The sequence below is a fragment of the Collimonas humicola genome (assembly GCF_018304945.1).
In the GTDB taxonomy this organism is placed as follows: Bacteria; Pseudomonadota; Gammaproteobacteria; order Burkholderiales; family Burkholderiaceae_D; genus Collimonas; species Collimonas humicola.
Map to the genome: position 1 here is coordinate 65,768 of NZ_JAGQEE010000003.1, position 23,153 is coordinate 88,920.

Here is a 23,153-nt window from a genome sequence, read left to right on the forward strand (position 1 = left end):
AGTACAGCTTCTCCGTTATTGAAGCATGGTAGGCGCAGCCTTTTGAGTCGCATCGCCATTTTACCGGCTTTTTCCGGCTTTCCTGTCGAGAGCCGCCTTGATAATCTGTATCAGCGTTGCTTTTCTCGGAATTTCAGGCGCGCGCCCGCTCATCCGGTTTCTTGCCGTCAAGTTGCGCCAGGCGCCGCTCTATCAGTGCGCAGTACTCTGGATTCAGTTCGAACCCGACGAAATTGCGGCCGCAGCGGCGCGCCGCCACCGCCGTGGTGCCGCTGCCCATGAAGGGATCCAGCACCACCCCGCCCGGCGGACAGGACGCCTTGACCATGCGCTCAACGATTTCCAGCGGCTTCTGGGTCGGATGGTCGGCACGCTCGCGGTGTTCGCGGTGCAGGCGCGACACGCTCCAGACATCTTTCGGGTTGTAGCCCAGCTCCAGCCATTTGGCGCCGACAAAGATCGAGCGCGAACGGGCTTTCTTGGTTTCAGCATCGTAGGGGATGCGGATGGCGTCGAGGTCGAAGTGATAATCCTTGGCGCGGGCAAAGAAACCTATCGTGTCGTGCACCGAAGAAAAACGCCGCGTGCCGCCGCCCATCGAAGGCACCCGCCGGTCCCAGACGATTTCATTGATCATGGTCATGCGCTGCTTCAGCATGACGAATATCTCCGGCGAAAAGCGCCAGGTCAGGAAAATGTACAGGCTGCCGTTCGGCTTCAGCTTGGGCAATGCGGCATCGATCCATTCTTCGGTCCAGCGCAGGTAGGCGGCAGTGTCGAGCTTGTCGGAATCGTTGCCGTAATCCTTGCCCAGGCCATACGGCGGATCGGCCAGCAGCAGGTCGACCGAACCGTCGGGGATGCGCTGCAGGCCTTGCATCGCATCTTCGCCGAAGACGCGGTTGAGCCAGTCGCCGCCGGCAATCGTCACGCTGGACACACTGAGCGCGCCGCAGCGAGCCTCATCATTGCTTGCCATCTTCCAGGCGGTATTCCGCCGAGCGCGCATGCGCCTGCAAGCCTTCGCCGTAAGCCAGCTCCGCAGCCACTTTGCCCAGGGCCTGGGCGCCGGCTTCGCTGATGTTGATCATGCTGGAGCGTTTCTGGAAATCGTAGACGCCGAGCGGCGACGAGAAGCGCGCAGTGCGCGAAGTCGGCAGCACGTGGTTCGGTCCGGCGCAATAGTCGCCCAGGGCTTCCGAAGAAAAACGGCCCAGGAACATGGCGCCGGCATGGCGGATGCGGTCGGCCCAGTGCTGCGGATTCTCGGTCGAGATTTCCAGATGCTCGGCGGCGATATGGTTGGCGATTTCGCAGGCTTGTTCCAGGTCGCGCACCTGGATCAGCGCGCCGCGGTCTGTCAGCGATGTGCGGATCACTTCATGCCGCGGCATCAGCGCCAGCTGGCGGTTGATGCTCGCTTCCACCGCGGCGATATAGCCGGCGTCCGGGCACAGCAGGATCGACTGCGCCAGTTCATCATGCTCCGCCTGCGAAAACAGGTCCATCGCAATCCAGTCGGGATCGGTAGTGCCGTCGCAGATCACCAGGATTTCAGAGGGTCCGGCGATCATATCGATGCCGACCGTGCCGAACACGCGGCGCTTGGCGGCCGCCACATAGGCGTTGCCGGGGCCGACGATCTTGTCGACTTGCGGGATGGAGCCGGTGCCGTAGGCCAGCGCCGCCACCGCTTGCGCGCCGCCGATGGTGAAGACGCGGTCGACGCCGGCGATGGCCGCGGCAGCCAGCACCAGCGGATTCTTGACGCCGTCCGGAGTCGGCACCACCATGATGATTTCCTGCACGCCGGCGACCTTGGCTGGGATCGCATTCATCAGCACCGAAGAAGGATAGGCGGCCTTGCCGCCAGGGACGTAGATGCCGACGCGGTCCAGCGGCGTTACTTTTTGCCCGAGCACGGTGCCGTCGGCTTCGGTATAACTGAAGCCATCCGAACCGCATTCACTCTTTTGCCGCAGATGATAGGCGCGCACGCGGTCGGCGGCGGTCTGCAAGGCGCTGCGGCGTTCCGGCGACAGCTGCGCCAGCGCATCCTGCAATTCCTGCTGGCCGATTTCCAGGGCGCTCACGCTGCCGGCGCTGAGGCGGTCGAAACGATTGGTGTATTCCAGCACAGCGGCGTCGCCGCGCGCCTTGACGTCGGCCAGGATGCGCGCCGCGGCCTGGTCGATGGCTTCGTCCTCGCCAGCCTCGAAGGCCAGCACGGCAGTCAGTCGTGCCTGGAAATCCGGCTGCGCCGCGTCGAGTTTTCTGATTGCTATGCTCATGTTGCTGCTTCCGGTTTGCCGCTTACGGGCTTTAATTGGGCTTTATTTGATTGAAGCCTGTTCGAATGCATCCAGGATAGGCTGCAGCCGTTCGCGCTTCAGTTTCAGCGCCGCCTGGTTGACCACCAGGCGCGACGAAATGTCCATGATGTGTTCGACTTCGACCAGATTGTTGGCGCGCAGAGTGCCGCCGGTGCTGACCAGGTCGACGATGGCGTCGGCCAGTCCGACCAGCGGCGCCAGTTCCATCGAACCGTACAGCTTGATGAGGTCGACGTGCATGCCCTTGGCGGCAAAGTGCTCGCGCGCGGTCAGAAGGTATTTGGTGGCCACGCGCAGGCGCGCGCCCTGGCGGATCGCGCTGGCGTAGTCGAAACCGGCCGAGACCGCGACCGACATGCGGCACTTGGCGATTTCCAGGTCGATCGGCTGGTACAGGCCTTCGCCGCCATGCTCCAGCAGCACGTCCTTGCCTGCTACGCCGAAATCGGCGGCGCCGTATTGCACGTAGGTCGGCACGTCGGAAGCGCGCACGATGATCACATTGACCAGCGGATCGTTGGTCGGCAGGATCAGCTTGCGCGAGGTTTCCGGATCTTCAGTGACCTCGATGCCGGCCGCCTTCAGCAGCGGCAGAGTCTCTTCAAAGATGCGGCCCTTGGACAGGGCCAGAGTCAGCTTCTGGCTCATTTGATTCTTTCGATATTGGCGCCGACGGCCGACAGCTTGCGCTCCATCTGGTCGTAGCCGCGATCGAGGTGATACACGCGCTCGATCATGGTCTGGCCCTGCGCCACCAGGCCGGAGATCACCAGCGAAGCAGAAGCGCGCAGGTCGGTCGCCATGACCGGCGCCCCGACCAGATGATCGACGCCCTTGATGATGGCGGTATTGCCTTGCACATCGATGGCGGCGCCGAGGCGGTTCATTTCCTGCACGTGCATGAAACGGTTTTCAAAAATCGTTTCAGTGACGTGGCTAGTGCCGTCGGCGATGCTGTTCAGGGACATGAACTGGGCTTGCATGTCGGTCGGGAAACCCGGGTATTCGGTGGTGCGGAAGCTGACCGCCTTTGGCCGCGCCGCCATCTGCACGCGGATCCAGTCTTCGCCGGAAGTGAGGATCACGCCGGCTTCGCGCAGCTTGTCGAGCACTGCGTCGAGGATGTGGCTGCGGGTGTTTTTCAGCATGACGTCGCCACCGGTGGCCGCCACCGCGCACAGGAAAGTGCCGGTTTCGATGCGGTCGGCAATCACCGAATGCTCGGCGCCGTGCAGCTTGTCGACGCCCTGGATCACCAGGCGGTCGGTGCCGATGCCCTCGATCTTCGCGCCCATCGCCACCAGCAGGTTGGCCAGGTCGCTGACTTCCGGTTCGCGCGCTGCGTTTTCCAGCACGGTTTCGCCATCGGCCAGGGTCGCAGCCATCAGCAGGTTCTCGGTGCCGGTGACGGTGATCATGTCGGTCACGACGCGGGTGCCCTTCAGTTTCTTGGCCTTGGCGTGGATGTAGCCGGCTTCGATGGAAATCTCGGCGCCCATCGCCTGCAAGCCCTTGATGTGCTGGTCGACCGGACGCGAGCCGATGCCGCAGCCGCCCGGCAGCGATACCCGCGCTTCGCCGAAGCGCGCCAGCAGCGGGCCCAGCACCAGGATCGATGCGCGCATGGTTTTCACCATTTCGTAGGGCGCTTCCAGCTTGCTGATGGCGTCGCCCTGCAAGGTCACGAAATGGCCATCCTGCGTTGCTTTCAGGCCCATCTGGCGCAGCAGCTTGAGGATGGTCGAGACGTCGTGCAGGTTCGGCACGTTGCTGAGTTGCAGCTGGTCGGAAGTCAGCAGACCGGCGCACAAGATAGGCAGCGCCGCATTTTTTGCGCCGGAAATAGTGATTTCGCCGGAAAGGCGGTTGCCGCCTTGTATCAATAATTTATCCATTATTACTTCTCTCTCTGCTACACGTTATGCCTGGCCATCCGGACCAGAAATGTTCATCGGGCTGCACCGGCGATGACAAGCCGGCACACAATTAGTCGGTAAATTAAGCGGTGAATCAAGCGGCAAACTCTTCGGGCGTCAGGGTCTTCATCGACAGCGCATGGATCTCTTCGCGCATGCGGTCGCCCAGCGCCGCGTAGACGATCTGGTGGCGCTGTATCGGGCGCTTGCCGGCAAACGCTGCCGATACGATCACTGCCTTGAAATGCTGGCCGTCGCCCTCGACTTCGAGGTGCGAGCACTCAAGGCCGGCGGCGATGTAACTTTTAACGAGATCGGGTGTAGGGAACATGATATTTTCTTACCGGTTAACTGTACGAACTGAATGTAATGAGTTGGCAATGATCTGGTTTAGTGGCGCAGCTTGTAGCCGCGCCTCAGCATCTGCACCGCCACGGTCGACAGCAGCGCCAGCGAGATGCAGATGATCGCCAGGCTGATCAGCGGATTGACGTCGGACTGGCCGAAGAAGCCGTAGCGGAAGCCGTCGATCATGTAGAAGAACGGATTCAGGTGCGACACCGCTTGCCAGAACGGCGGCAACGACTTGATCGAATAAAACACGCCGGCCAGGAAGGTCAGCGGCATGATCAGGAAGTTCTGGAACACCGCCAGCTGATCGAACTTGTCGGCCCAGATGCCGGCGATCAAACCCATGGTGCCCAGGAGCGCCGCGCCGAGGAAGGCGAAAATCACGATCCACCACGGCGCCACGAAAGACAGGTTGCCGAACCAGGCAGTGATCACGAACACGCCGAAACCGACCGCCAGGCCGCGCACCACGGCCGCCAGCACATAGCCGCCATACAACTCCCAGTGCGACAGCGGCGGCAGCAGGACAAACACCAGATTGCCGGTCATTTTCGACTGTGTCAACGATGACGAGGTATTGGCGAAGGCATTTTGCAACACGCTCATCATCACCAGGCCGGGAATCAGGAAAGCGGTGTACTGCACGCCCGGATAGACTTCGACATGGTCTTTCAGCGTGTGGCCGAAAATGAGCAGGTACAGCATGGCGGTCAGGATGGGCGCGCCTATGGTTTGCGTCGCGACTTTCCAGAAGCGCAGCACTTCCTTGTAAAACAGCGTTTGAAAACCGACCATCATTTGCCACCGCCTGCACTATATTCGTCAGCATAGACATTGAAGCCGTTGGCGCTGACCTTGCTATCCATGATCTGCAGGAACAAGTCCTCCAGATCGGCTTGTTGCAGCTGCATGTCTTCGATCACCGCGCCGGACTGCCGCAAAGAGGCCAGGATCGGTTCGACGTCGGCATAGTGGTTGACGCGCAGGGCGAACTTGCCGCCGTCCGCATGCAGCACCAGATGCTGCAAGGGCGCCGGCAGGCTGCCGCTGGCGAGCTGCACGATCAGCTGGGAGCCGGCGATGCGCTTGATCAGCGCCGAGGTAGTGTCGAGCGCGACCACCTGCCCCAGCTTGAGCATGGCGATGCGGTTGCACTGTTCCTGCGCCTCTTCCAGGTAATGCGTGGTCAGGACCACGGTATGGCCTTCGCGGTTCAGGCGCGAAATGAAGCGCCACAAGGTCTGGCGCAGTTCGACGTCGACGCCTGCGGTCGGCTCATCGAGCACGATCACGGGCGGCTTGTGCACCAGCGCCTGCGCCACCAGCACGCGCCGCTTCATGCCGCCGGAGAGCGCGCGCATATTGGTGTCGGCCTTATTGGTGAGGTCGAGGTTTTCCATCACCTCGTCGATCCACTTGTCGTTGTTCTTCAAGCCGTAGTAGCCGGACTGCATGCGCAGGGTTTCGCGCACCGTGAAGAACGGATCGAACACCAGCTCCTGCGGCACCACGCCGAGATTGCGGCGCGCGGCGCGGTAGTCGCTGACGACATCGTGGCCGTGGATGGTGACATTGCCGGAATCGGGACGGTTCAAGCCGGCAATGATGGAAATCAAGGTGGTCTTGCCGGCGCCGTTAGGGCCCAGCAAGCCGAAGAACTCGCCTTCTTCGATGGTCAGTGAAACGCCGCCCAGAGCCTGCAAGGACTGGTAACGCTTCTTGACGTTAGTAATCTGAATCGCCGCCATGGATGCCTGGATACTCTGTGTGGGTGCCGCCGCGTCGCTGCCGCTTGCGTGCCTGGAAACCATGCTTCCAGCCGCTCTGGCGCTCTGCCTGATGGCGTAACCCTTGATTATATTGGATTTTTGCTGCCGAGGCCGGGCAACGACGACAAAGCCGGCGGACTAAGGCCCCGTCAGGGAATAAGGGGAGAGAAAGGATGAAGGATGAGGTCAGTGATGTCGTGTACTGGCAGCAACAACTACTGCCCCAGGCGCCAGCAATTCGGTCACGCCGTACAGGTCGATCAGGCTTTCCAGGTTGGCTGGCAAACTGGAAAAATGCAGGGTAAGGCCTTGATTCAATGCCGCGACTTGCCAGGCCAGCAAGGTTGCGACAGCGGCCGAGTCGACCGCCACCACTTCGCTCAGGTCGATCTCAGTCTCGCCACCGGCGATCGCGCGCAAGCCCTCTTCCAGAGTGACTTTGGCGTTACCGACAGTAAGCGAGTGAGATGGCCTGAACATGGTAATCAATCAATAAAATCTATTTCTATTTACAACTTGGAATTACTTGCCCTGAGCAGCACGGGTTTTGTTCTTGTCCGTCAACACCTTGATCAAGCCGTCGATGCCGGATTTGCCGATTTCCGAGGCAAATGTACCCTTATATGACTCAACGAGCCAGGCGCCCAATACGTTGACATCATAAATCTTCCAGCTGGTGCCGGCCTTTTCCATGCGGTAATTCAGCTGGATAGGCTCGCCGCGCGGCTGGATCACCTGCGAACGGACTTCGACGTCGCTATCGGCCGGATCGTTGCGCATAGGCTTGAAATCGATCTTCTGGTCGCGCACCTGGCGCAGGGCGCCGGAATAGGTATAGATCAGCAGGCTGCGGAACTGCGTGATCAGCTGCTTCTTCTGGTCATCGGTGGCATCGCGCCAGTAACGGCCGGCTGCCAGCGAAGTCATGCGCTCGAAGTCGACGTAAGGAATGATCTTTTCTTCCACCAGCGCCAGGATGTGTTTTTGATCACCCCCCTGGATGCTTTTGTCCGCCTTGGCGGAATCGATCACGTCCTGGCTGATGCGCTTGACCAGGGCGTCAGGCGCTTCTTGTGCTTGCGCCGCTGCGGTGAACAACAGGCTGCCGACAGTCAGCGACAGCGCCAGGTATTTTTTCAGAATTTTCATATTTTCAACAATCTTGGTGGTTGTTAGAGGACGCCTCAAACAGCTGGAAGGTGGGGACTAAGACGCCGAATTCAAGCGCCGGTTCCAGCTGTCGGCAAATCACTCGTCCGATGACTTGGTTTTGGCTGGCTTGTCGCCCTTGTCGCCGCCCTTGTCGCTATTATCATCGTCGTTGCCGCGAATCTGGCTTTGACGACGTTGCGTGTAGGCATCACGCACAAATTCATATTTATCCAATGCAGCATCTTCCAACAGATCGCCGGCATCCAGCAGATTGGCGCGCTTGTCGATCAGACGCACCACTGAGCCGGTATTGCGCCAGCGCACCGGATACTTGTAGGACCAGATGTCGCCATACATATCCACCGGCAAGGCAGCGGTATCGCGAATGTTCGATGGGCCGAACAAAGGCAGCACCAGGTAAGGACCGGATCCTACGCCCCATTTGCCCAGGGTCTGGCCGAAATCCTTGTTGTGTTTCTGCAAACCGGCTTCCGAGCCGATATCCAGCAAACCGCCCAGGCCAAGAGTGGAGTTGACGGCAACCCGCATCACGTCCGACGTACCATCAGCAACGTTTCCCTGCAAGAAACCGTTGACCGAGCTCCAGACGTCGCCCAGGTTGCCGAAGAAATTGTTGACGCCGGTCTGGACAAAGCTTGGCAGCCAGTTCCGGTAAGCGGTTGCGACCGGCTTCAGGGCGACTTTATCGAGCGTGTCGTTGAAGCTGAACATGGCGCGGTTAAAGCCTTCCAGCGGGTCTTGCGGATTGCTGGTGGTGGCGCAGCCGCTCAATGCGGCGATCAGGGCCAGCGAGCCGAAGCGAGTCATTGTTTTCATTGTTCAGTGTCCTTTACATCCGCGGCCTTGCTGTACAGGAACTGACTGATCAGGTTTTCCAGCACAATCGCGGATTGCGTTAATTTAATACGATCGCCGGCAGCCAGGTTCTTGGTGTCGCCACCCGCCTCGATGCCGATATATTGTTCGCCCAGCAAGCCTGCGGTCAGGATCTTGGCCGAACTGTCTTGTGGAAACAGATAGCGCTGATCCATGTTCAGGGTCACTACGGCCTGGAAATTCTTGTCGTCGAAATTGATCGCCGCCACCCGTCCGACCACCACGCCGGCGCTTCTTACAGAAGCGCGCACCTTCAACCCGCCGATATTGTCGAACCGTGTAACTACCGGGTAAGTCTTGTTGAAAGTCGAAGTACTGAGGTTGCCGGCTTTCAGCGCCAGAAACGCCAAAGCCAGGACGCCGACCAGGACAAATATGCCAACCCATACGTCTACTGTTTTTTGTTGCATGATTCATCACCTTAAAAATACCACCTGAGGCGAATAATTCCTCAAGAGAATAGTAACGAGAAGTAAAGCGCCCTGCTGCCCGCTGCAGCAAATGTGACTGCGGCCGAAACCGGCAATCCGGTCGCAAAAAAAACTAATTAAACATCAATGCCGTCAGCAGGAAATCCAGTCCCAGCACCGCCAGCGAAGCGATCACGACAGTGCGCGTGGTTGCCCGTGAAACACCTTCCGGCGTCGGCTTTGCTTCGTATCCCTGCCAGACCGCAACAAACGTCACGGCAATGCCGAACACGATGCTTTTCACCACGCCGTTCGCCACATCCAGCCAGACGTCGACGCCGCCCTGCATCTGCGACCAGAACGCGCCTTCGTCGACGCCGATCAGCTTGACGCCGACCAGGTAGCCGCCATAAATGCCGAGGGCGCTGAACAGCGCCGCCAGCATCGGCATCGCCACCACGCCAGCCCAGAATCGCGGCGCCACTACCCGTTGCAGCGGGTCTACCGCCATCATTTCCATGGCCGACAACTGCTCGCCGGCTTTCATCAAGCCGATTTCAGCGGTCAGCGACGTGCCGGCGCGGCCGGCAAACAGCAGCGCGGTCACCACCGGCCCCAGTTCGCGCACCAGCGACAAGGCCACCAGCAAACCCAGCGCCTGCTCGGAGCCATATTTATTCAGAGTGTAATACCCTTGCAGGCCCAGCACGAAACCGACGAACAAACCGGAAACGCCGATGATCACCAGCGAATAATTGCCGATGAAATGAATCTGGTCGGTAATCAGCCGCGGCCTGCGCCACAAACCCAGCGAAGCCCGCAGGATCGCCAGGAACATGCGGGTGGCGACACCCAGTCCGGTAATCGATTCGCGCACCGTGCGACCGATTGCCGCAAGGGAATTGCTTACAAATTTAATGATGGAAGCCATCAGCCGCGCCCCTTCACGCCCAGATCCTCGGCCAGCGACTTGCCTGGATAGTGGAACGGTACCGGCCCGTCGGGTTCGGCATTGACGAATTGCTTCACATACGGATGCTCCGATGCCTGCATCTCTGCCGGCGTGCCCTGCGCCACGATCTGCCCTTGCGACAGGAAATACACGTAGTCGGCAATCCCGAACGATTCGTGGACGTCATGCGACACCAGGATGCTGGTGGAACCGAGCGCATCGTTGAGCTTGCGGATCAGGTTGGCGGTGACGCCCATCGAAATCGGGTCGAGGCCGGCGAAAGGTTCATCGTACATGATCAGGGAAGGATCCAGCGCAATCGCGCGCGCCAGCGCCACGCGCCGCGCCATGCCGCCGGAAATCTCGGACGGCTTGAGCTGGGCGGCATTGCGCAAACCGACCGCGTTCAGCTTCAGCAGCACCAGCTTGCCCAGCAGGTCTTCCGGCAAATCAGTGTGCTCGCGCAGCGGGAAAGCGACATTGTCAAATGCGGTCAGGTCGGTAAACAAGGCGCCGCTCTGGAACAGCATGCCCATCTTGCGCCGCAGCGCATACAGCCCCGCGGTCGACAAATCGTGCACGGTTTCGCCGTCGACCTTGACGCTGCCGGCCTGCGGGCGCAACTGCCCGCCGATCAGGCGCAGGATAGTGGTCTTGCCGGAGCCCGAGCCGCCCATGACGGCAATCACCTTGCCGCGTGCAAAGTCCATGTTGAGACCCGATAAAATCGACCTCTCACCATAGCCAAACTGCAGATCACGAATTTCGACGATATTTGCCACACTGCTCACCGGATAAATCAAAGGGGCTATTGTAGTGCAAATGCGACAATCGTTCAGGGCCTGGCAATAGTGGCCAGAGCGACATGTGCCTCTATTACAACAGTTTGACTATTGCCTGAATGCATGAACAAAATGCTGCACACAGAAAAAAGAGTATGCCGGTGTTACCCCGGACATACTCTTTTTTTGGTCCCTACTGCAGGGATTAAGCTGCAGTGCATCAAAAATCAGCGCGGCAAGACCGACGCGCCCATAAGGAACTCATCCACTGCGCGCGCGCACTGGCGGCCTTCGCGGATCGCCCACACCACCAGCGACTGGCCGCGGCGCATGTCGCCGGCAGCGAAGACCTTGTCGACCGAGGTCTTGTAGCAGGCATCGCCTTCGGTAGTGGCCTTGGCGTTGCCGCGCGCATCCTTGTCGACGCCGAATGCTTCCAGCACCTGCGCCACCGGCGAGACAAAACCCATCGCCAGGAACACCAGGTCGGCCTTCATCTCGAATTCCGAATTCGGCACTTCCTGCATCTTGCCGTCCTTCCACTCGACACGGGCGGCGATCAGTTTTTCGACCTTGCCGTTCTTGCCTTCCAGGCGCTTGGTCGCCACTGCCCAGTCGCGCTCGCAGCCTTCGTCGTGCGAGGACGAGGTGCGCAGCTTGGTCGGCCAGTAAGGCCAGACCAGCGGCTTGTTTTCCTGTTCCGGCGGTTGCGGCATCAGTTCGAACTGCTGGATCGATGCGGCGCCCTGGCGGTTGGAAGTGCCGACGCAGTCGGAACCGGTATCGCCGCCGCCGATCACCACCACGTGCTTGCCGCCGGCCAGGATCTGGTCCTTGACCTTGTCGCCGGCATTGACCTTGTTTTGCTGGGGCAGGAAATCCATGGCGAAATGCACGCCCTTCAGTTCACGGCCGGGAACCGGCAGGTCGCGCGGCTGCTCGGCGCCGCCGGCAATCACCACCGCATCGAATTCCGCTTTCAGCTCTTCGGGCGAGACGGTCTTCTTGGCCCAGTTGTTAACGTTGGCGGGGAAATCCTTGCCCACCAGCACGCCGGTACGGAAAATCACGCCTTCCGCCTCCATCTGCTCGACCCGGCGGTCGATATGCGATTTCTCCATCTTGAAATCGGGAATGCCGTAACGCAGCAGGCCGCCGACCCGGTCGCTCTTTTCAAACACGGTGACGTCATGGCCGATGCGCGCCAGCTGCTGCGCCGCCGCCAGGCCGGCAGGGCCGGAACCGACCACCGCCACCTTCTTGCCGGTTTTCACCAGCGCCGGCTGCGGCACGATCCAGCCGTTTTCCCAGCCCTTGTCGACGATGAAATGCTCGATCGACTTGATGCCGACCGGGTCGCTGTTGATGCCCAGGGTGCAGGCGCTTTCGCATGGCGCCGGGCAGATGCGGCCGGTGAATTCCGGGAAGTTGTTGGTCGAATGCAGCGTTTCCAGCGCTTCGCTGTAGGCGCCGCGATACACCAGGTCATTCCAGTCCGGGATGATGTTGTTGACCGGGCAGCCGTTGTTGCAGAATGGAATGCCGCAATCCATGCAACGCGCGCCCTGCGTCTTGGCCTCGCTGTCGCTCAGGCTGAGGATGAATTCCTTGTAGTGTTTCTTGCGTGCCTGCGGCGCTTCATAGGTTTCGCCGACCCGCTGAAATTCCATAAATCCTGTTACTTTTCCCATTTTCTTCCGCTTTCTGGCTGCAGGATGCGCCGCGGCAAAATCGGCCGCGGCGTTCCTTATCTTTACTTGGCTAAGTGACGTGTAAGCTGACGATTACGCGGCGACTTTTTCTTTGGCTGGCGTCGCGCTCACGACCGCATTCAACTCGCCCAGCGCCCGCTTGTACTCAGTCGGGAACACCTTGACGAATTTACTGCGCGAAGCAACCCAGTTATCCAGCAAGTTGCGCGCGCGCGTGCTGCCGGTGTACTTGAAGTGGCGTTCGATCAGCCCCTTCAGGATCGCTTCGTCGGCCTGTACTTCGCCGCCGCGCGTGATGCTGTGCCAGATCGCCTTGTCTATCGTCGCTTCCTGCTCGCCCTGGCTCAGCACCGGTTCCAATGTCACCATCGCCATATTGCATTGCGCCGCGAAAGCGCCGTCCGGATCGTAGACATAGGCCAGGCCGCCGGACATGCCGGCGCCGAAGTTACGGCCAGTCTCGCCCAGCACCACCACCGTGCCGCCGGTCATGTATTCGCAGCCATGGTCGCCGGTGCCTTCGACCACCGCGACCGCACCCGAGTTACGCACCGCGAAGCGCTCGCCGGCGACGCCGTTGAGGAAAGCCTCGCCGGCGATCGCACCGTACAGCACCGTGTTGCCGGCGATGATGTTGTCGACCGCGCGGCCGCGGAATTCGGTGTTCGGACGGACGATGATGCGGCCGCCCGACAAGCCCTTGCCGACGTAGTCATTGCCCTCGCCAACCAGGTCCAGCGTCACGCCTTGCGCCAGGAACGCGCCGGCCGACTGGCCTGCGGTGCCTTGCAGCTGGATGTGGATGGTGTCGTCGGGCAGACCCTCGTGGCCGTATTTCTTCGCCACTTCACCGGACAGCATGGCGCCGACGGTACGGTTCAGGTTCTTGATCGGCGAGATGAACGATACCCGCTCGCCCTTGTCCAGCGCCGCCTTCGCTTGCGCGATCAGCTTGTGGTCAAGCGCCTTGGCCAGGCCGTGGTCCTGCTCTTCGGTGTGGTAATACACGCCGCCTTCAGGCAATGCCGGCTGGTAGAAAATCCGGCTGAAATCCAGGCCCTGCGCCTTCCAGTGGGTCAGTGCACGCGATTTGTCGAGCAGGTCGGCGCGGCCGATCAGTTCGTTGAAATCGCGCAGGCCGAGTTGCGCCATGATCTGGCGCACTTCTTCGGCGATGAAGAAGAAGAAGTTGACCACGTGCTCAGGCTTGCCGGAGAACTTGGCGCGCAGCACCGGGTCTTGCGTAGCAACGCCGACCGGGCAAGTGTTCAGGTGGCATTTGCGCATCATGATGCAACCTTCCACCACCAGCGGCGCGGTAGCGAAACCGAACTCATCCGCACCCAGCAAGGCGCCGATGACGACATCGCGGCCGGTCTTCATCTGGCCGTCGGCCTGCACCCGGATACGGTTGCGCAAGCCGTTCAGCACCAGCGTCTGCTGGGTTTCGGCCAGGCCCAGTTCCCAAGGCGTACCGGCATGCTTGATCGAGGACAGCGGCGAAGCGCCGGTGCCGCCGTCATGGCCGGCGATCACGACGTGGTCCGACTTGGCCTTGGCCACGCCTGCGGCCACCGTGCCGACGCCCACTTCCGACACCAGCTTGACCGAAATCGAAGCGCGCGGATTGACGTTCTTCAGATCGTGGATCAGCTGCGCCAGGTCTTCGATCGAATAGATGTCATGATGCGGCGGCGGCGAAATCAAGCCGACGCCCGGCACCGAAAAACGCAGCTTGGCGATGTATTCGGACACCTTGTGGCCCGGCAGCTGGCCGCCCTCGCCCGGCTTCGCGCCTTGCGCCATCTTGATCTGGATCTGGTCGGCGGAAATCAGGTATTCGGCGGTGACGCCGAAACGTCCGGACGCCACCTGCTTGATCCTGGAACGCAGCGAATCGCCGGCCTGCAGCGGGATATCGACTTCAATGCGGTCCTTGCCGATCACCGACGCCAGCGTCTCGCCCTGCTTGATCGGGATGCCCTTGAGTTCCTGGCGATAGCGGTTCTCGTCCTCGCCGCCTTCGCCGGTATTGGACTTGCCGCCGATGCGGTTCATCGCTACCGCCAGCGTGGCATGCGCTTCGGTCGAGATGGAACCGAGCGACATCGCGCCGGTGGCGAAACGCTTGACGATTTCCTTGGCCGGTTCGACTTCATCGAGCGGAATCGCCTTGCTTGGATCGATCTTGAATTCAAACAGGCCGCGCAAGGTCATGTGGCGCTTGGACTGATCGTTGATCAGCTGGGCGTATTCTTTATAGCTGTTGAAGTTGTTGGCGCGGGTCGAATGCTGCAGCTTGGCGATCGCGTCCGGCGTCCACATGTGTTCTTCGCCGCGGATACGGAAGGCATATTCGCCGCCGGCGTCGAGCGCGTTGGCCAGCACCGGATCGTCGCTGAATGCCGCGCGATGCAGGCGCAAGGCTTCTTCCGCCACTTCGAACACGCCGATGCCTTCGACATTCGATGCGGTGCCCTTGAAGTATTTCTGGGTCATCGCCTTGTTGAGGCCGATGGCTTCGAAAATCTGCGCGCCGCAGTACGACATGTACGTCGAAATACCCATCTTCGACATGACTTTCAGCAAGCCCTTGCCGACCGCCTTCTGGAAGTTGTAGATGGCTTTTTCCGGCGACAGCGCGCCCGGCAGGCCATGCGCCAGTTCAGTCAGCGTATCCATCGCCAGGTAGGGATGGATGGCTTCCGCGCCGTAGCCGGCCAGCAGCGCGAAGTGATGCGTCTCGCGCGCCGAACCGGTTTCCACCACCAGCCCGGTCGAGGTGCGCAGGCCCTTGCTCACCAGATGCTGGTGGATTGCCGAAGTGGCCAGCAGGGCCGGAATCGCCACCTGCTCGGCATCGACCTTGCGGTCCGACACGATCAGGATGTTGTGGCCGGACTTGACCGCATCGACCGCCTTGGCGCACAGCGAGGCCAGGCGGGCTTCAATGCCTTCCTTGCCCCACGCAACCGGATAGCAGATATTCAATTCGTACGATTTAAATTTACCCCCGGTGTGCGCGCTGATGTTGCGCAGCTTGGCGATATCGTCGTAGTTGAGGATAGGCTGCGACACTTCCAGCCGCATCGGCGGATTGATGTTGTTGGTGTCCAGCATGTTCGGCTTCGGTCCGATGAAGGACACCAGCGACATCACCATCGCTTCGCGGATCGGATCGATAGGCGGGTTGGTGACTTGCGCGAACAATTGCTTGAAGTAGTGGTACAGGGTCTTGTTCTTGTTGGACATGACCGCCAGCGGCGAGTCGTTGCCCATCGAGCCGATTGCTTCCTCGGCCGCGGCGGCCATCGGCGACATCAGGAACTTGATGTCCTCCTGGGTGTAGCCGAACAGCTGCTGGCGGTCCAGCAACGGGATGGTGGAACCGGATTCGGAAGGCTCCGACTTCAGTTCGTCCAGCTTGACCCGCACCGATTCAATCCATTGCTTGTACGGCTTGGCGTTGGCGAAGGTATCCTTCAATTCCTTGTCGTCGATGATGCGGCCGGCGTCGAGGTCGATCAGGAACATCTTGCCCGGCTGCAGGCGCCATTTCTGGATGATCTTGGATTCCGGGATCGGCAGCACGCCGGATTCGGACGCCATCACCACGAAGTCGTCGTCGGTGACGATGTAGCGCGCCGGACGCAAGCCGTTGCGGTCCAGGGTGCCGCCGATATGGCGGCCGTCGGTGAAGGCCATCGCTGCCGGGCCATCCCATGGCTCCATCATGGCGGCGTGATACTCATAGAAGGCGCGGCGGTTGTCATCCATCGTCGTGTGGTTTTCCCATGCTTCCGGGATCATCATCATCATCGCCTGGGCGATCGGATAGCCGGACATCAGCAACAGTTCGAGCGCGTTGTCGAAGCAGGCGGTGTCGGACTGGCCTTCATAGATCAGCGGGAACAGCTTCTTCAGGTCGTCGCCCAGCACGTGCGATTTCATCACGCCTTCGCGCGCGCGCATCCAGTTGAAGTTGCCCTTGACGGTGTTGATCTCGCCGTTGTGCGCCAGCAGGCGATACGGGTGGGCCAGCGGCCATTCCGGGAAAGTATTGGTGGAAAAGCGCTGGTGCACCAGCGCCAGCGCCGACAGGCAGCGCGGATCCTGCAGGTCCTTGTAATAGACGCCGACCTGGTCGGCCAGCAGCAAGCCCTTGTAGACCACCGTGCGGGCCGACATCGACGGCACGAAGAATTCCTTGCCGTGCAACAGGTTCAAGGCCTGGATCGCATGGCCGGAGGATTTGCGGATCACATACAGCTTGCGCTCCAGCGCATCGGTCACCATGATGTCCGGCCCGCGGCCGATAAAGATCTGGCGGATCACCGGTTCCTTGTCGCGCACGGTGGGCGACATCGGCATCTCGATATCCACCGGCACATCGCGCCAGCCCAGCACGACCTGGCCCTCGGCCAGCACCGCGCGTTCGATTTCCTGTTCGCAGGCGATGCGCGACGCATTCTCTTTCGGCAGGAACACCATGCCGACGCCGAATTCGCCTGGCGGCGGCAAGATCACGCCCAGCTTCGCCATCTCTTCCCGATAGAACTGGTCCGGCACCTGAATCAGGATCCCCGCGCCGTCGCCCATCAGCTTATCCGCCCCGACCGCACCCCGGTGATCGAGATTCTTCAGGATCAGCAAACCCTGCTCAATGACCGAGTGGCTCTTGTTGCCTTTGATGTGTGCAATAAAACCGACGCCGCAGGCATCGTGCTCATTAGCCGGATCGTATAAACCTTGCGCTTGCATAACGTTGCTCCACCACTTTGAGAGTAAGGACATTAAGAATAGTGCAGACGGTTGCAGACTTCAATCACAATAAATGGGGTCAGAGTCAAATTAACTTCATCAATTTTTGCACCAAAATTAAATAGGGACAGAGTCAATTTAGTGCGCTTGATGGCTTCTTGCTCATTTCCGTTATTTTTTTGCTTCCGGAACCGCCGACTCCTCGGGCGACTCAGGCCGCGCCTTGAACGGCCTCCCGCGCCGGGCCGGACGCACTCTCACGGCTCCCTGCTTTTCCAGCTTGGCCTTGAAGATTTCCGACCCCAGCGGCCAGCCCTTATTGGTAGCATCCATCAATTGCTTAGCCTGTTCGGATGTGAGCGCTTGCTCAGCCATTTCCTTATACGCAGCTTCACGATCGAAGGGCGTATTACCCAGGGCCCAATACAGCGCATGATCCGTCACCAACGGATCCGGCTTGATCCCAACATGGTGCAAATAACTCGACCAGGGATACTCGCCGGGCGTAGACGCAATGCCGGCGCGCACCGGATTCTGGTCGATGTAGCAGCTGCACAACATGAAATACCGCTCTGAGTCGATCACGGTAGCCCTGTAGCGTCCTTGCCACAGCGTGCCCATCCGCGCATATTTCTGGTTGAAATAAGGCACGTAATATCGCCCCACCCACTGCATCATCCGCGCCAAGCCCTCCACATCGCTGGGCGTCGCCAGCAAATGGATATGGTTGGTCATCAGCACATAACCGTGGATGGCCACCTTGAACTGCCTGGCCGCATCGCGCAAACGGCCAAGAAAATTCACATAATCTTCGGTTTCGCGAAAAATTGCCTGCCTGTCAACACCCCGTTGTATCAGGTGATGCGGCTGGTTGGGAATGACGAGACGAGGTAAGCGAGCCATGGCAAAAATGAGCAGTTTGAGATGCCTTCATTCTATCCATTAATTCGACTCTGACCCCATTAGTGATTTCTTAATTCGACTCTGACCCCAATTGTTTTCAATTAATTGGGGTCAGAGTCGAATTGTTTGGCTTCGGATTGGAGGATCTGGCTGAAGGCGTCGAAGGCGGGGGAGCTGTAGTCGTGGCGGCGGATCAGGTAGGTTGGGATCTGGCCGGCGGGGCCGATGGGGTAGATGGCGAGGCTTTCGCTGCAATTGTGGAGTTCGAGCACGGAGCGCGGGGCCAGGGCGATGCCGGCGCCAGCGGCGACGCAGGCTAGCATGGCGTGGTAGGAACCGAGTTCGAGGATGCGGTCGGGGCGGCGGCCGGGGATGCTGCCTGAGGCCAGCCAGTTTTCGGCGTGGCGGCGGTAGGCGCAGCCGTTTTCGAAGGCGATCAGGGTGTGGGTCTGCAGGTCGTCCGGGCCGCTGATCGGCGGGTGGCTGCGCGGGGCCAGCAGCACCAGTTCTTCGGCATACAAGAGCAAGGCAGCCAGCAGCGGATCGTCCAATGGTCCGGCGACGAGCGCCGCATCGAGGGTGAAGGCGCGCACGCGGTCGATCAGCTGCTGGGTCGGGCCGGTGCAGAGTTCGAGCTGCACCGCCGGCCATTGCTGGTGGAAGCGCGCCAGCGGCAGCGGCAAGCGGCTGGCGGCGGTGCTTTCCATGGAGCCGATGCGCAAGCGCCCTTGCGGCACGGCCGGCTGCACGGCCTCGCGCGCTTCAACGGCCAGGTTCAGCAGGCGCTCGGCGTAGCCCAGCAGGGTTTCGCCGGCCGGCGTCAGCACCAGACGCTTGTTGTTGCGGGAGAACAGGCTGACACCCAGCGATTGCTCCAGCTGGCGGATGCGGGTGGTGACATTCGATTGCACCCGGTGCAGCTGTTCCGCGGCGCGGGTAATGCCGCCTTCGCGCACCACGGTGCGGAAAATTTCCAGAGACAGGAGATCCATAGATCATCTCATTTAAAGATGGATAACATTTTAATTATTCATTTTTCAGGATGATTATGTCAAGGTAGGATGGATCCACCTGCCGCTGTGCAACATTTCCCTCTAATACATCCGCGCCACGGCAGCCTTTCCCCGGGAGCTTCAGCATGTCCAGCATCAACCTGCATTCCGGCGCGCAGCGCACATCGTTTGCCGCCCAACTCGATATCCGCTATCCGATCGTGCAAGGCCCCATGAATGGCGGCTCGCCGATTGAACTGGTCACGCAAGTCTGCAACGCCGGCGGCCTGGGTTCATTTGCGGCCGCACTGCTGTCGCCGGCGGCGATCATCGAAGCCATCCAGAAAATCCGCACACAGACGGCGCGCCCATTTAACGTCAATTTATTCATCCTGGAACCCAGCCGGCCCGCGGAGGCGGAAATCGCGCTGGCGGAAAAACTGTTGCTGCCGTTCCGGGACGCGCTTGGCCTCGGCCCGGCAGCCAGGCCGCAGAAATTCAGCGAGAACTTCAATGAGCAGCTGGCTGCCCTGCTGGAAGCCGCGCCGCCGGTAGTCAGTTTCACCTTCGGCATTCTTCCCGCAGATGTGGTGGCGCAGTTCAAGGCCAAAGGCTGCAAAGTGATCGGCACCGCCACCACGGTGGCCGAAGCCATCGCCTGGGAGCAGGCCGGCGCCGATTTCGTCTGCCTGCAGGGCGCGGAAGCCGGCGGCCACCGCGCCACTTTCCTCGGCGATATCGAACAATCCAGCGTCGGCTTGATGACTCTGATCCCGCAAGCAGCGGCGGCGGTAAAGCTGCCGCTCATCGCCGCCGGCGGCATCATGGACGGCCGCGGCATCGCCGCCGCCTTGCTGCTCGGCGCCCAGGCGGCGCAGCTCGGCACCGCCTTCCTGGCTTGCCCGGAATCCGGCATCGCGCCGGCCTGGCGTGCCCAGCTGGCCGGCGCGCGCGACGACAGCACGCGCCTGGTCCGCAGCTTTTCGGGACGCCATGCACGCGGCATCGTCAATGCGTATGTGGAGCAGATGGCGTCCCATGAAAGCGCGCTGCCGGCGTATCCTGTACAAAATGCGTTGACCGCCGAAATCCGCCAGGCCGCCGCCAAGCTCAACCGTCCCGAATTCATGTCGCTCTGGGCCGGCCAAGGGGTGGCCATGGCGCGGCCGATGCCGGCGGCGCAACTGGTCGCCGCGCTGGCGGCCGAACTGCAGGCGCCGCACGCCATCAATTACTAGCGCAGGCTGAACTTGAAGCAAGCGCAAATCACTGCAACGGCAGACATCGCGATGAAGATGGAACAGAATCAGGAAGCGTGGCGCGTGGCCCTGGCCGGCGCGCTGGCACTGGCGGTAGCGATGGGCATAGGCCGCTTCGCCTTCACCCCGCTGCTGCCGATGATGCTGCACGATGGCGTGATCGATCTGAGCGCGGGCGGCTGGCTGGCGACTGCAAATTACCTGGGTTATTTTATCGGCGCCCTGCTGTGCATGGCATTGCGCGGCAGCGCCACCCGCTTCATACGGATCGGCCTGGCCGCCACGGTTGTGCTGACCTTGGGCATGGGGCTATTGCAATCGCCTGGCCTGTGGCTGGCGCTGCGCACGCTGGCAGGCATCGCCAGCGCCTGCACCTTTGTGTTCGCCTCCGGCTGGTGTTTGCAGCGCCTGGCGCAACTGCATGCGCCGGCGCTGGGCGGCATTATCTATTGCGGGCCCGGCCTCGGCATCCTGCTGACCGGACTGGCGACCAGCGCGATGGTTTCGCATCACTGGAAGGCTTCCTACGGCTGGCTCAGCTACGCTCTGCTGGCCTTGCTGCTGACGGCAACAGTCTGGCGCACCTTCGCCGGATCTTCATCGACGTTGCACGCGCCTGCAGCGCCCTCCCATGCACTCCCCCCAGCGCAAATCGTGCGGCAGACACGCGGCCTGACGATTGCCTACGCATTGGCGGGATTCGGCTACATCATCACGGCCACTTTCCTGCCGGTGATTGCGCGCCAGGCGTTGCCGGGCTCGCGCTGGCCGGACCTGTTCTGGCCTTTGTTCGGGATCTGCGTTTCGCTGGGCGCCTGGCTGGCGACGCGGCTGCCGATCCATTGGGACAATCGCCTGCTGCTTGCCGCCTGCTATCTGCTGCAGGCATGCGGCATCCTGGCCGGCGTGGCCTCGCCCAGCGTATTTGGCTTTGCGCTCGGCAGCATCCTGCTGGGCATGCCGTTTACCGCGATTACCTTGTTTGCCATGCGCGATGCGCGCCGCCTGCGCGGCGACCAGGCGCGCAGCTTGATGGGCTTGCTGACGGCCACCTACGGCATCGGCCAGATCGTCGGACCGCCGCTGGCGACGCGCCTGGTCCAGGGCAGCGGCAGTTTCACTTCGTCGCTGTGCGTAGCGGCCTTCGCGCTGGTGGCGGGCGCCTGCCTGCTGGGCCAGATGTACCGGGAAAGCCGGCAGCGCGCCTGAGCTATTCGGCGGCGAACTCGGCGGCGGCCTTGGCGGTCCACAGTGCCTTGTTATAAGAGGGGAACGGCGCATCGTAGCTGTCGATCGCGCCATTTTCGCCGACAAAATGCGTCCACCAGCCGGTGGCATCCTGCACCAGCGCGATATCGCCGCTGCGGCAATGCTCCAGGATCTCTTCGCCTTCCGCCAGGGTAACGATGTTGACGCGACGGTGCTTGATGACGGCAACCATGGACGCCTAGCGGAACGCCGGTTCGCTGAAGCTGCGCAGCTTGCGGCTGTGCAGCTGCTCGACGCCCTGGTTGCGCAGCAGTTCCAGCGCCTTGATGCCGATCTTCAAATGCTGGTTGACGCGCTGCTCGTAAAAGCGGTTGGCCATGCCGGGCAACTTGATTTCACCGTGCAGCGGCTTGTCCGAAACACATAGCAAGGTGCCGTAAGGAACACGGAAACGGAAACCGTTGGCGGCCACCGTGGCGCTTTCCATATCCAGCGCAATCGCGCGGCTCTGGTTAAAGCGCAGCAAGGGCTTGCGATGGTCGCGCAACTCCCAGTTGCGGTCGTCGATCGAAGCCACCGTGCCGGTGCGCATGATGCGCTTGAGTTCATAGCCTTCCAGCTGGGTGATGGCGGCCACTGCATCCTGCAGGGCCAGCTGCACCTCGGCCAGCGCCGGCACCGGCACCCACAGCGGCAGGTCGTCGTCCAGCACATGGTCGTCGCGCACGTAAGCATGCGCCAGCACGTAATCGCCCATGCGCTGCGAAGTCGACAAACCGGCGCAGTGGCCGAGCATGATCCAGCCGTGCGGACGCAGGACCGCGACGTGGTCGGTGATGGTCTTGGCGTTCGACGGCCCTACCCCGATATTGATCAGCGTAATGCCGGAGCCGTCCGCGCGCTGCAGATGGTAGGCCGGCATCTGCGGCTGGCGCGCCGGCGCCACGCCGGTCAGCGAGCGGTCGGACGGCAGGTCATCCAGGTTGGCGTTCCAGGTGGTGAGGTCGCCCGGCTCGACAAAAGCCGAGTATTGCTGACGGTAGGCGCGCTGCTCGGGATCGCTGGTAGCTTGCATCAGCTCGCGTCCCATGCGGATGAATTCGTCGATATAGAAGGCGTAATTGGTGAACAGCACATAGCGCTGGAAACGGTCGGGCGAGGTGGCCGTGTAGTGCTTCAGCCGGTGCAGCGAATAGTCGACCCGCGGCGCCGTGAACAGCGCCAGCGGATGCGGATCGCCGGGCAACTCTTCAAAGGTGCCGTTGACGATGCGGTCGTCCATGGTCGCCAGGTTGGGCAGATCGAACACATCGGGCAGCGTGCGCAGGTGATCGGGATCGAGCGTGCCCTCGACGTGGATGCCTTCGGGGAAGGCGAAATGCACCGGGATCGGCATCTCGCTGACGCCGACTTCCAGCGGCACGTCGTGATTGTCGCGCAGCAGCTTGAACTGGCTGACCAGGTAATTGGTGTAGAGCGCAGGCCGGGTCAGCGTGGTTTCATAGACGCCGGGGCCGGAGACGAAACCGAAGGAATGGCGGGTATCGGCGCGGGTGTTGAATTCGGTGGTAACCCGTACAAAGGGATAGCAGGCGCGCACCCGTTCCGGCATCACCTCGCCACTGGCAAAGCGTTTGAAAGCCTGGCGCAGCAAGGCGGTATTGTGTTCGTAGATTTCGCGCGCACGCTCGACGGCGGCGTGGGGATCGGTGAATTGCTCAGTGGGGAACATTGACTCTCCGTTGCAGTAGCTTG

The 23,153-nt window shown here is 61.1% G+C and carries 21 protein-coding genes; 2 read left to right on the plus strand and 19 right to left on the minus strand.

The window, feature by feature from the left end; all coding sequences use genetic code 11:
* Positions 1 to 133 precede the first annotated feature (133 nt).
* The 17 genes from KHU30_RS11905 to KHU30_RS11985 form a co-directional block, all read right to left on the minus strand.
* Positions 134 to 979, minus strand: a complete 846-nt coding sequence (locus tag KHU30_RS11905) for a DNA-methyltransferase (RefSeq protein WP_407928065.1) — start codon at positions 977 to 979, stop codon at positions 134 to 136.
* On the minus strand, positions 966 to 2,291 hold the full coding sequence (hisD, locus tag KHU30_RS11910; protein ID WP_211442877.1) for a histidinol dehydrogenase: 1,326 nt from the start codon (positions 2,289 to 2,291) through the stop codon (positions 966 to 968). The genes KHU30_RS11905 and hisD overlap by 14 nt, the downstream gene beginning before the upstream one ends.
* Before the next feature lie 42 nt (positions 2,292 to 2,333).
* A complete protein-coding gene (hisG, locus tag KHU30_RS11915; RefSeq protein WP_211442878.1) occupies positions 2,334 to 2,981 on the minus strand; it encodes an ATP phosphoribosyltransferase in 648 nt (215 codons plus the stop codon).
* Positions 2,978 to 4,228, minus strand: a complete 1,251-nt coding sequence (murA, locus tag KHU30_RS11920; protein ID WP_211442879.1) for a UDP-N-acetylglucosamine 1-carboxyvinyltransferase — start codon at positions 4,226 to 4,228, stop codon at positions 2,978 to 2,980. Before murA ends, hisG begins: the two co-directional genes overlap by 4 nt.
* A gap of 115 nt (positions 4,229 to 4,343) precedes the next feature.
* Positions 4,344 to 4,580, minus strand: a complete 237-nt coding sequence (locus KHU30_RS11925) for a BolA family protein (protein ID WP_061936609.1) — start codon at positions 4,578 to 4,580, stop codon at positions 4,344 to 4,346.
* 59 nt (positions 4,581 to 4,639) lie between these two features.
* Positions 4,640 to 5,395 carry an ABC transporter permease gene (locus KHU30_RS11930; protein WP_211443226.1) on the minus strand — a complete coding sequence of 252 codons (756 nt, stop codon included), beginning with the start codon at positions 5,393 to 5,395 and terminating at the stop codon, positions 4,640 to 4,642.
* Entirely contained in the window at positions 5,395 to 6,348 is a 954-nt protein-coding gene (locus KHU30_RS11935; RefSeq protein WP_211443227.1) for an ABC transporter ATP-binding protein, read from the minus strand. Before KHU30_RS11935 ends, KHU30_RS11930 begins: the two co-directional genes overlap by 1 nt.
* 207 nt (positions 6,349 to 6,555) lie before the next feature.
* Positions 6,556 to 6,849, minus strand: a complete 294-nt coding sequence (locus tag KHU30_RS11940) for an STAS domain-containing protein (RefSeq protein ID WP_098495220.1) — start codon at positions 6,847 to 6,849, stop codon at positions 6,556 to 6,558.
* Positions 6,850 to 6,891: 42 nt separating this feature from the next.
* Positions 6,892 to 7,518 carry an MlaC/ttg2D family ABC transporter substrate-binding protein gene (locus KHU30_RS11945; RefSeq protein WP_211442880.1) on the minus strand — a complete coding sequence of 209 codons (627 nt, stop codon included), beginning with the start codon at positions 7,516 to 7,518 and terminating at the stop codon, positions 6,892 to 6,894.
* A gap of 99 nt (positions 7,519 to 7,617) precedes the next feature.
* Positions 7,618 to 8,358, minus strand: a complete 741-nt coding sequence (locus KHU30_RS11950; RefSeq protein WP_211442881.1) for an MlaA family lipoprotein — start codon at positions 8,356 to 8,358, stop codon at positions 7,618 to 7,620.
* Positions 8,355 to 8,828 carry an outer membrane lipid asymmetry maintenance protein MlaD gene (gene mlaD, locus KHU30_RS11955; RefSeq protein ID WP_211442882.1) on the minus strand — a complete coding sequence of 158 codons (474 nt, stop codon included), beginning with the start codon at positions 8,826 to 8,828 and terminating at the stop codon, positions 8,355 to 8,357. Before mlaD ends, KHU30_RS11950 begins: the two co-directional genes overlap by 4 nt.
* A 133-nt stretch (positions 8,829 to 8,961) precedes the next feature.
* Positions 8,962 to 9,759, minus strand: a complete 798-nt coding sequence (gene mlaE, locus KHU30_RS11960) for a lipid asymmetry maintenance ABC transporter permease subunit MlaE (RefSeq protein ID WP_211442883.1) — start codon at positions 9,757 to 9,759, stop codon at positions 8,962 to 8,964.
* A complete protein-coding gene (locus tag KHU30_RS11965) occupies positions 9,759 to 10,562 on the minus strand; it encodes an ABC transporter ATP-binding protein (protein ID WP_211442884.1) in 804 nt (267 codons plus the stop codon). The genes mlaE and KHU30_RS11965 overlap by 1 nt, the downstream gene beginning before the upstream one ends.
* Positions 10,563 to 10,789: 227 nt before the next feature.
* Entirely contained in the window at positions 10,790 to 12,253 is a 1,464-nt protein-coding gene (locus tag KHU30_RS11970) for a glutamate synthase subunit beta (protein WP_211442885.1), read from the minus strand.
* Positions 12,254 to 12,346: 93 nt separating this feature from the next.
* On the minus strand, positions 12,347 to 17,035 hold the full coding sequence (locus tag KHU30_RS11975; RefSeq protein WP_211443228.1) for a glutamate synthase-related protein: 4,689 nt from the start codon (positions 17,033 to 17,035) through the stop codon (positions 12,347 to 12,349).
* Between the two features lie 171 nt (positions 17,036 to 17,206).
* Complete coding sequence (locus tag KHU30_RS11980; RefSeq protein WP_211442886.1) at positions 17,207 to 17,938, minus strand: transposase; 732 nt, start codon at positions 17,936 to 17,938, stop codon at positions 17,207 to 17,209.
* A 101-nt stretch (positions 17,939 to 18,039) separates the two neighbouring features.
* Positions 18,040 to 18,930: a LysR substrate-binding domain-containing protein gene (locus KHU30_RS11985; RefSeq protein WP_211442887.1), complete on the minus strand. Its 891-nt coding sequence runs from the start codon at positions 18,928 to 18,930 to the stop codon at positions 18,040 to 18,042.
* A gap of 146 nt (positions 18,931 to 19,076) precedes the next feature.
* On the opposite strand from KHU30_RS11985, the gene KHU30_RS11990 reads away from it, so the two are divergent.
* Entirely contained in the window at positions 19,077 to 20,168 is a 1,092-nt protein-coding gene (locus KHU30_RS11990) for an NAD(P)H-dependent flavin oxidoreductase (RefSeq protein ID WP_211442888.1), read from the plus strand.
* A 51-nt stretch (positions 20,169 to 20,219) separates the two neighbouring features.
* Entirely contained in the window at positions 20,220 to 21,398 is a 1,179-nt protein-coding gene (locus KHU30_RS11995) for a YbfB/YjiJ family MFS transporter (protein WP_407928077.1), read from the plus strand.
* Between the two features lies 1 nt (position 21,399).
* On the opposite strand, the gene KHU30_RS12000 is transcribed toward KHU30_RS11995, so the two are convergent.
* Entirely contained in the window at positions 21,400 to 21,630 is a 231-nt protein-coding gene (locus KHU30_RS12000; RefSeq protein WP_211442889.1) for a hypothetical protein, read from the minus strand.
* Between the two features lie 6 nt (positions 21,631 to 21,636).
* Positions 21,637 to 23,130 (minus strand): AMP nucleosidase, encoded by a 1,494-nt coding sequence (locus KHU30_RS12005; RefSeq protein WP_211442890.1) that lies wholly within the window; start codon positions 23,128 to 23,130, stop codon positions 21,637 to 21,639.
* Positions 23,131 to 23,153: the final 23 nt, after the last annotated feature.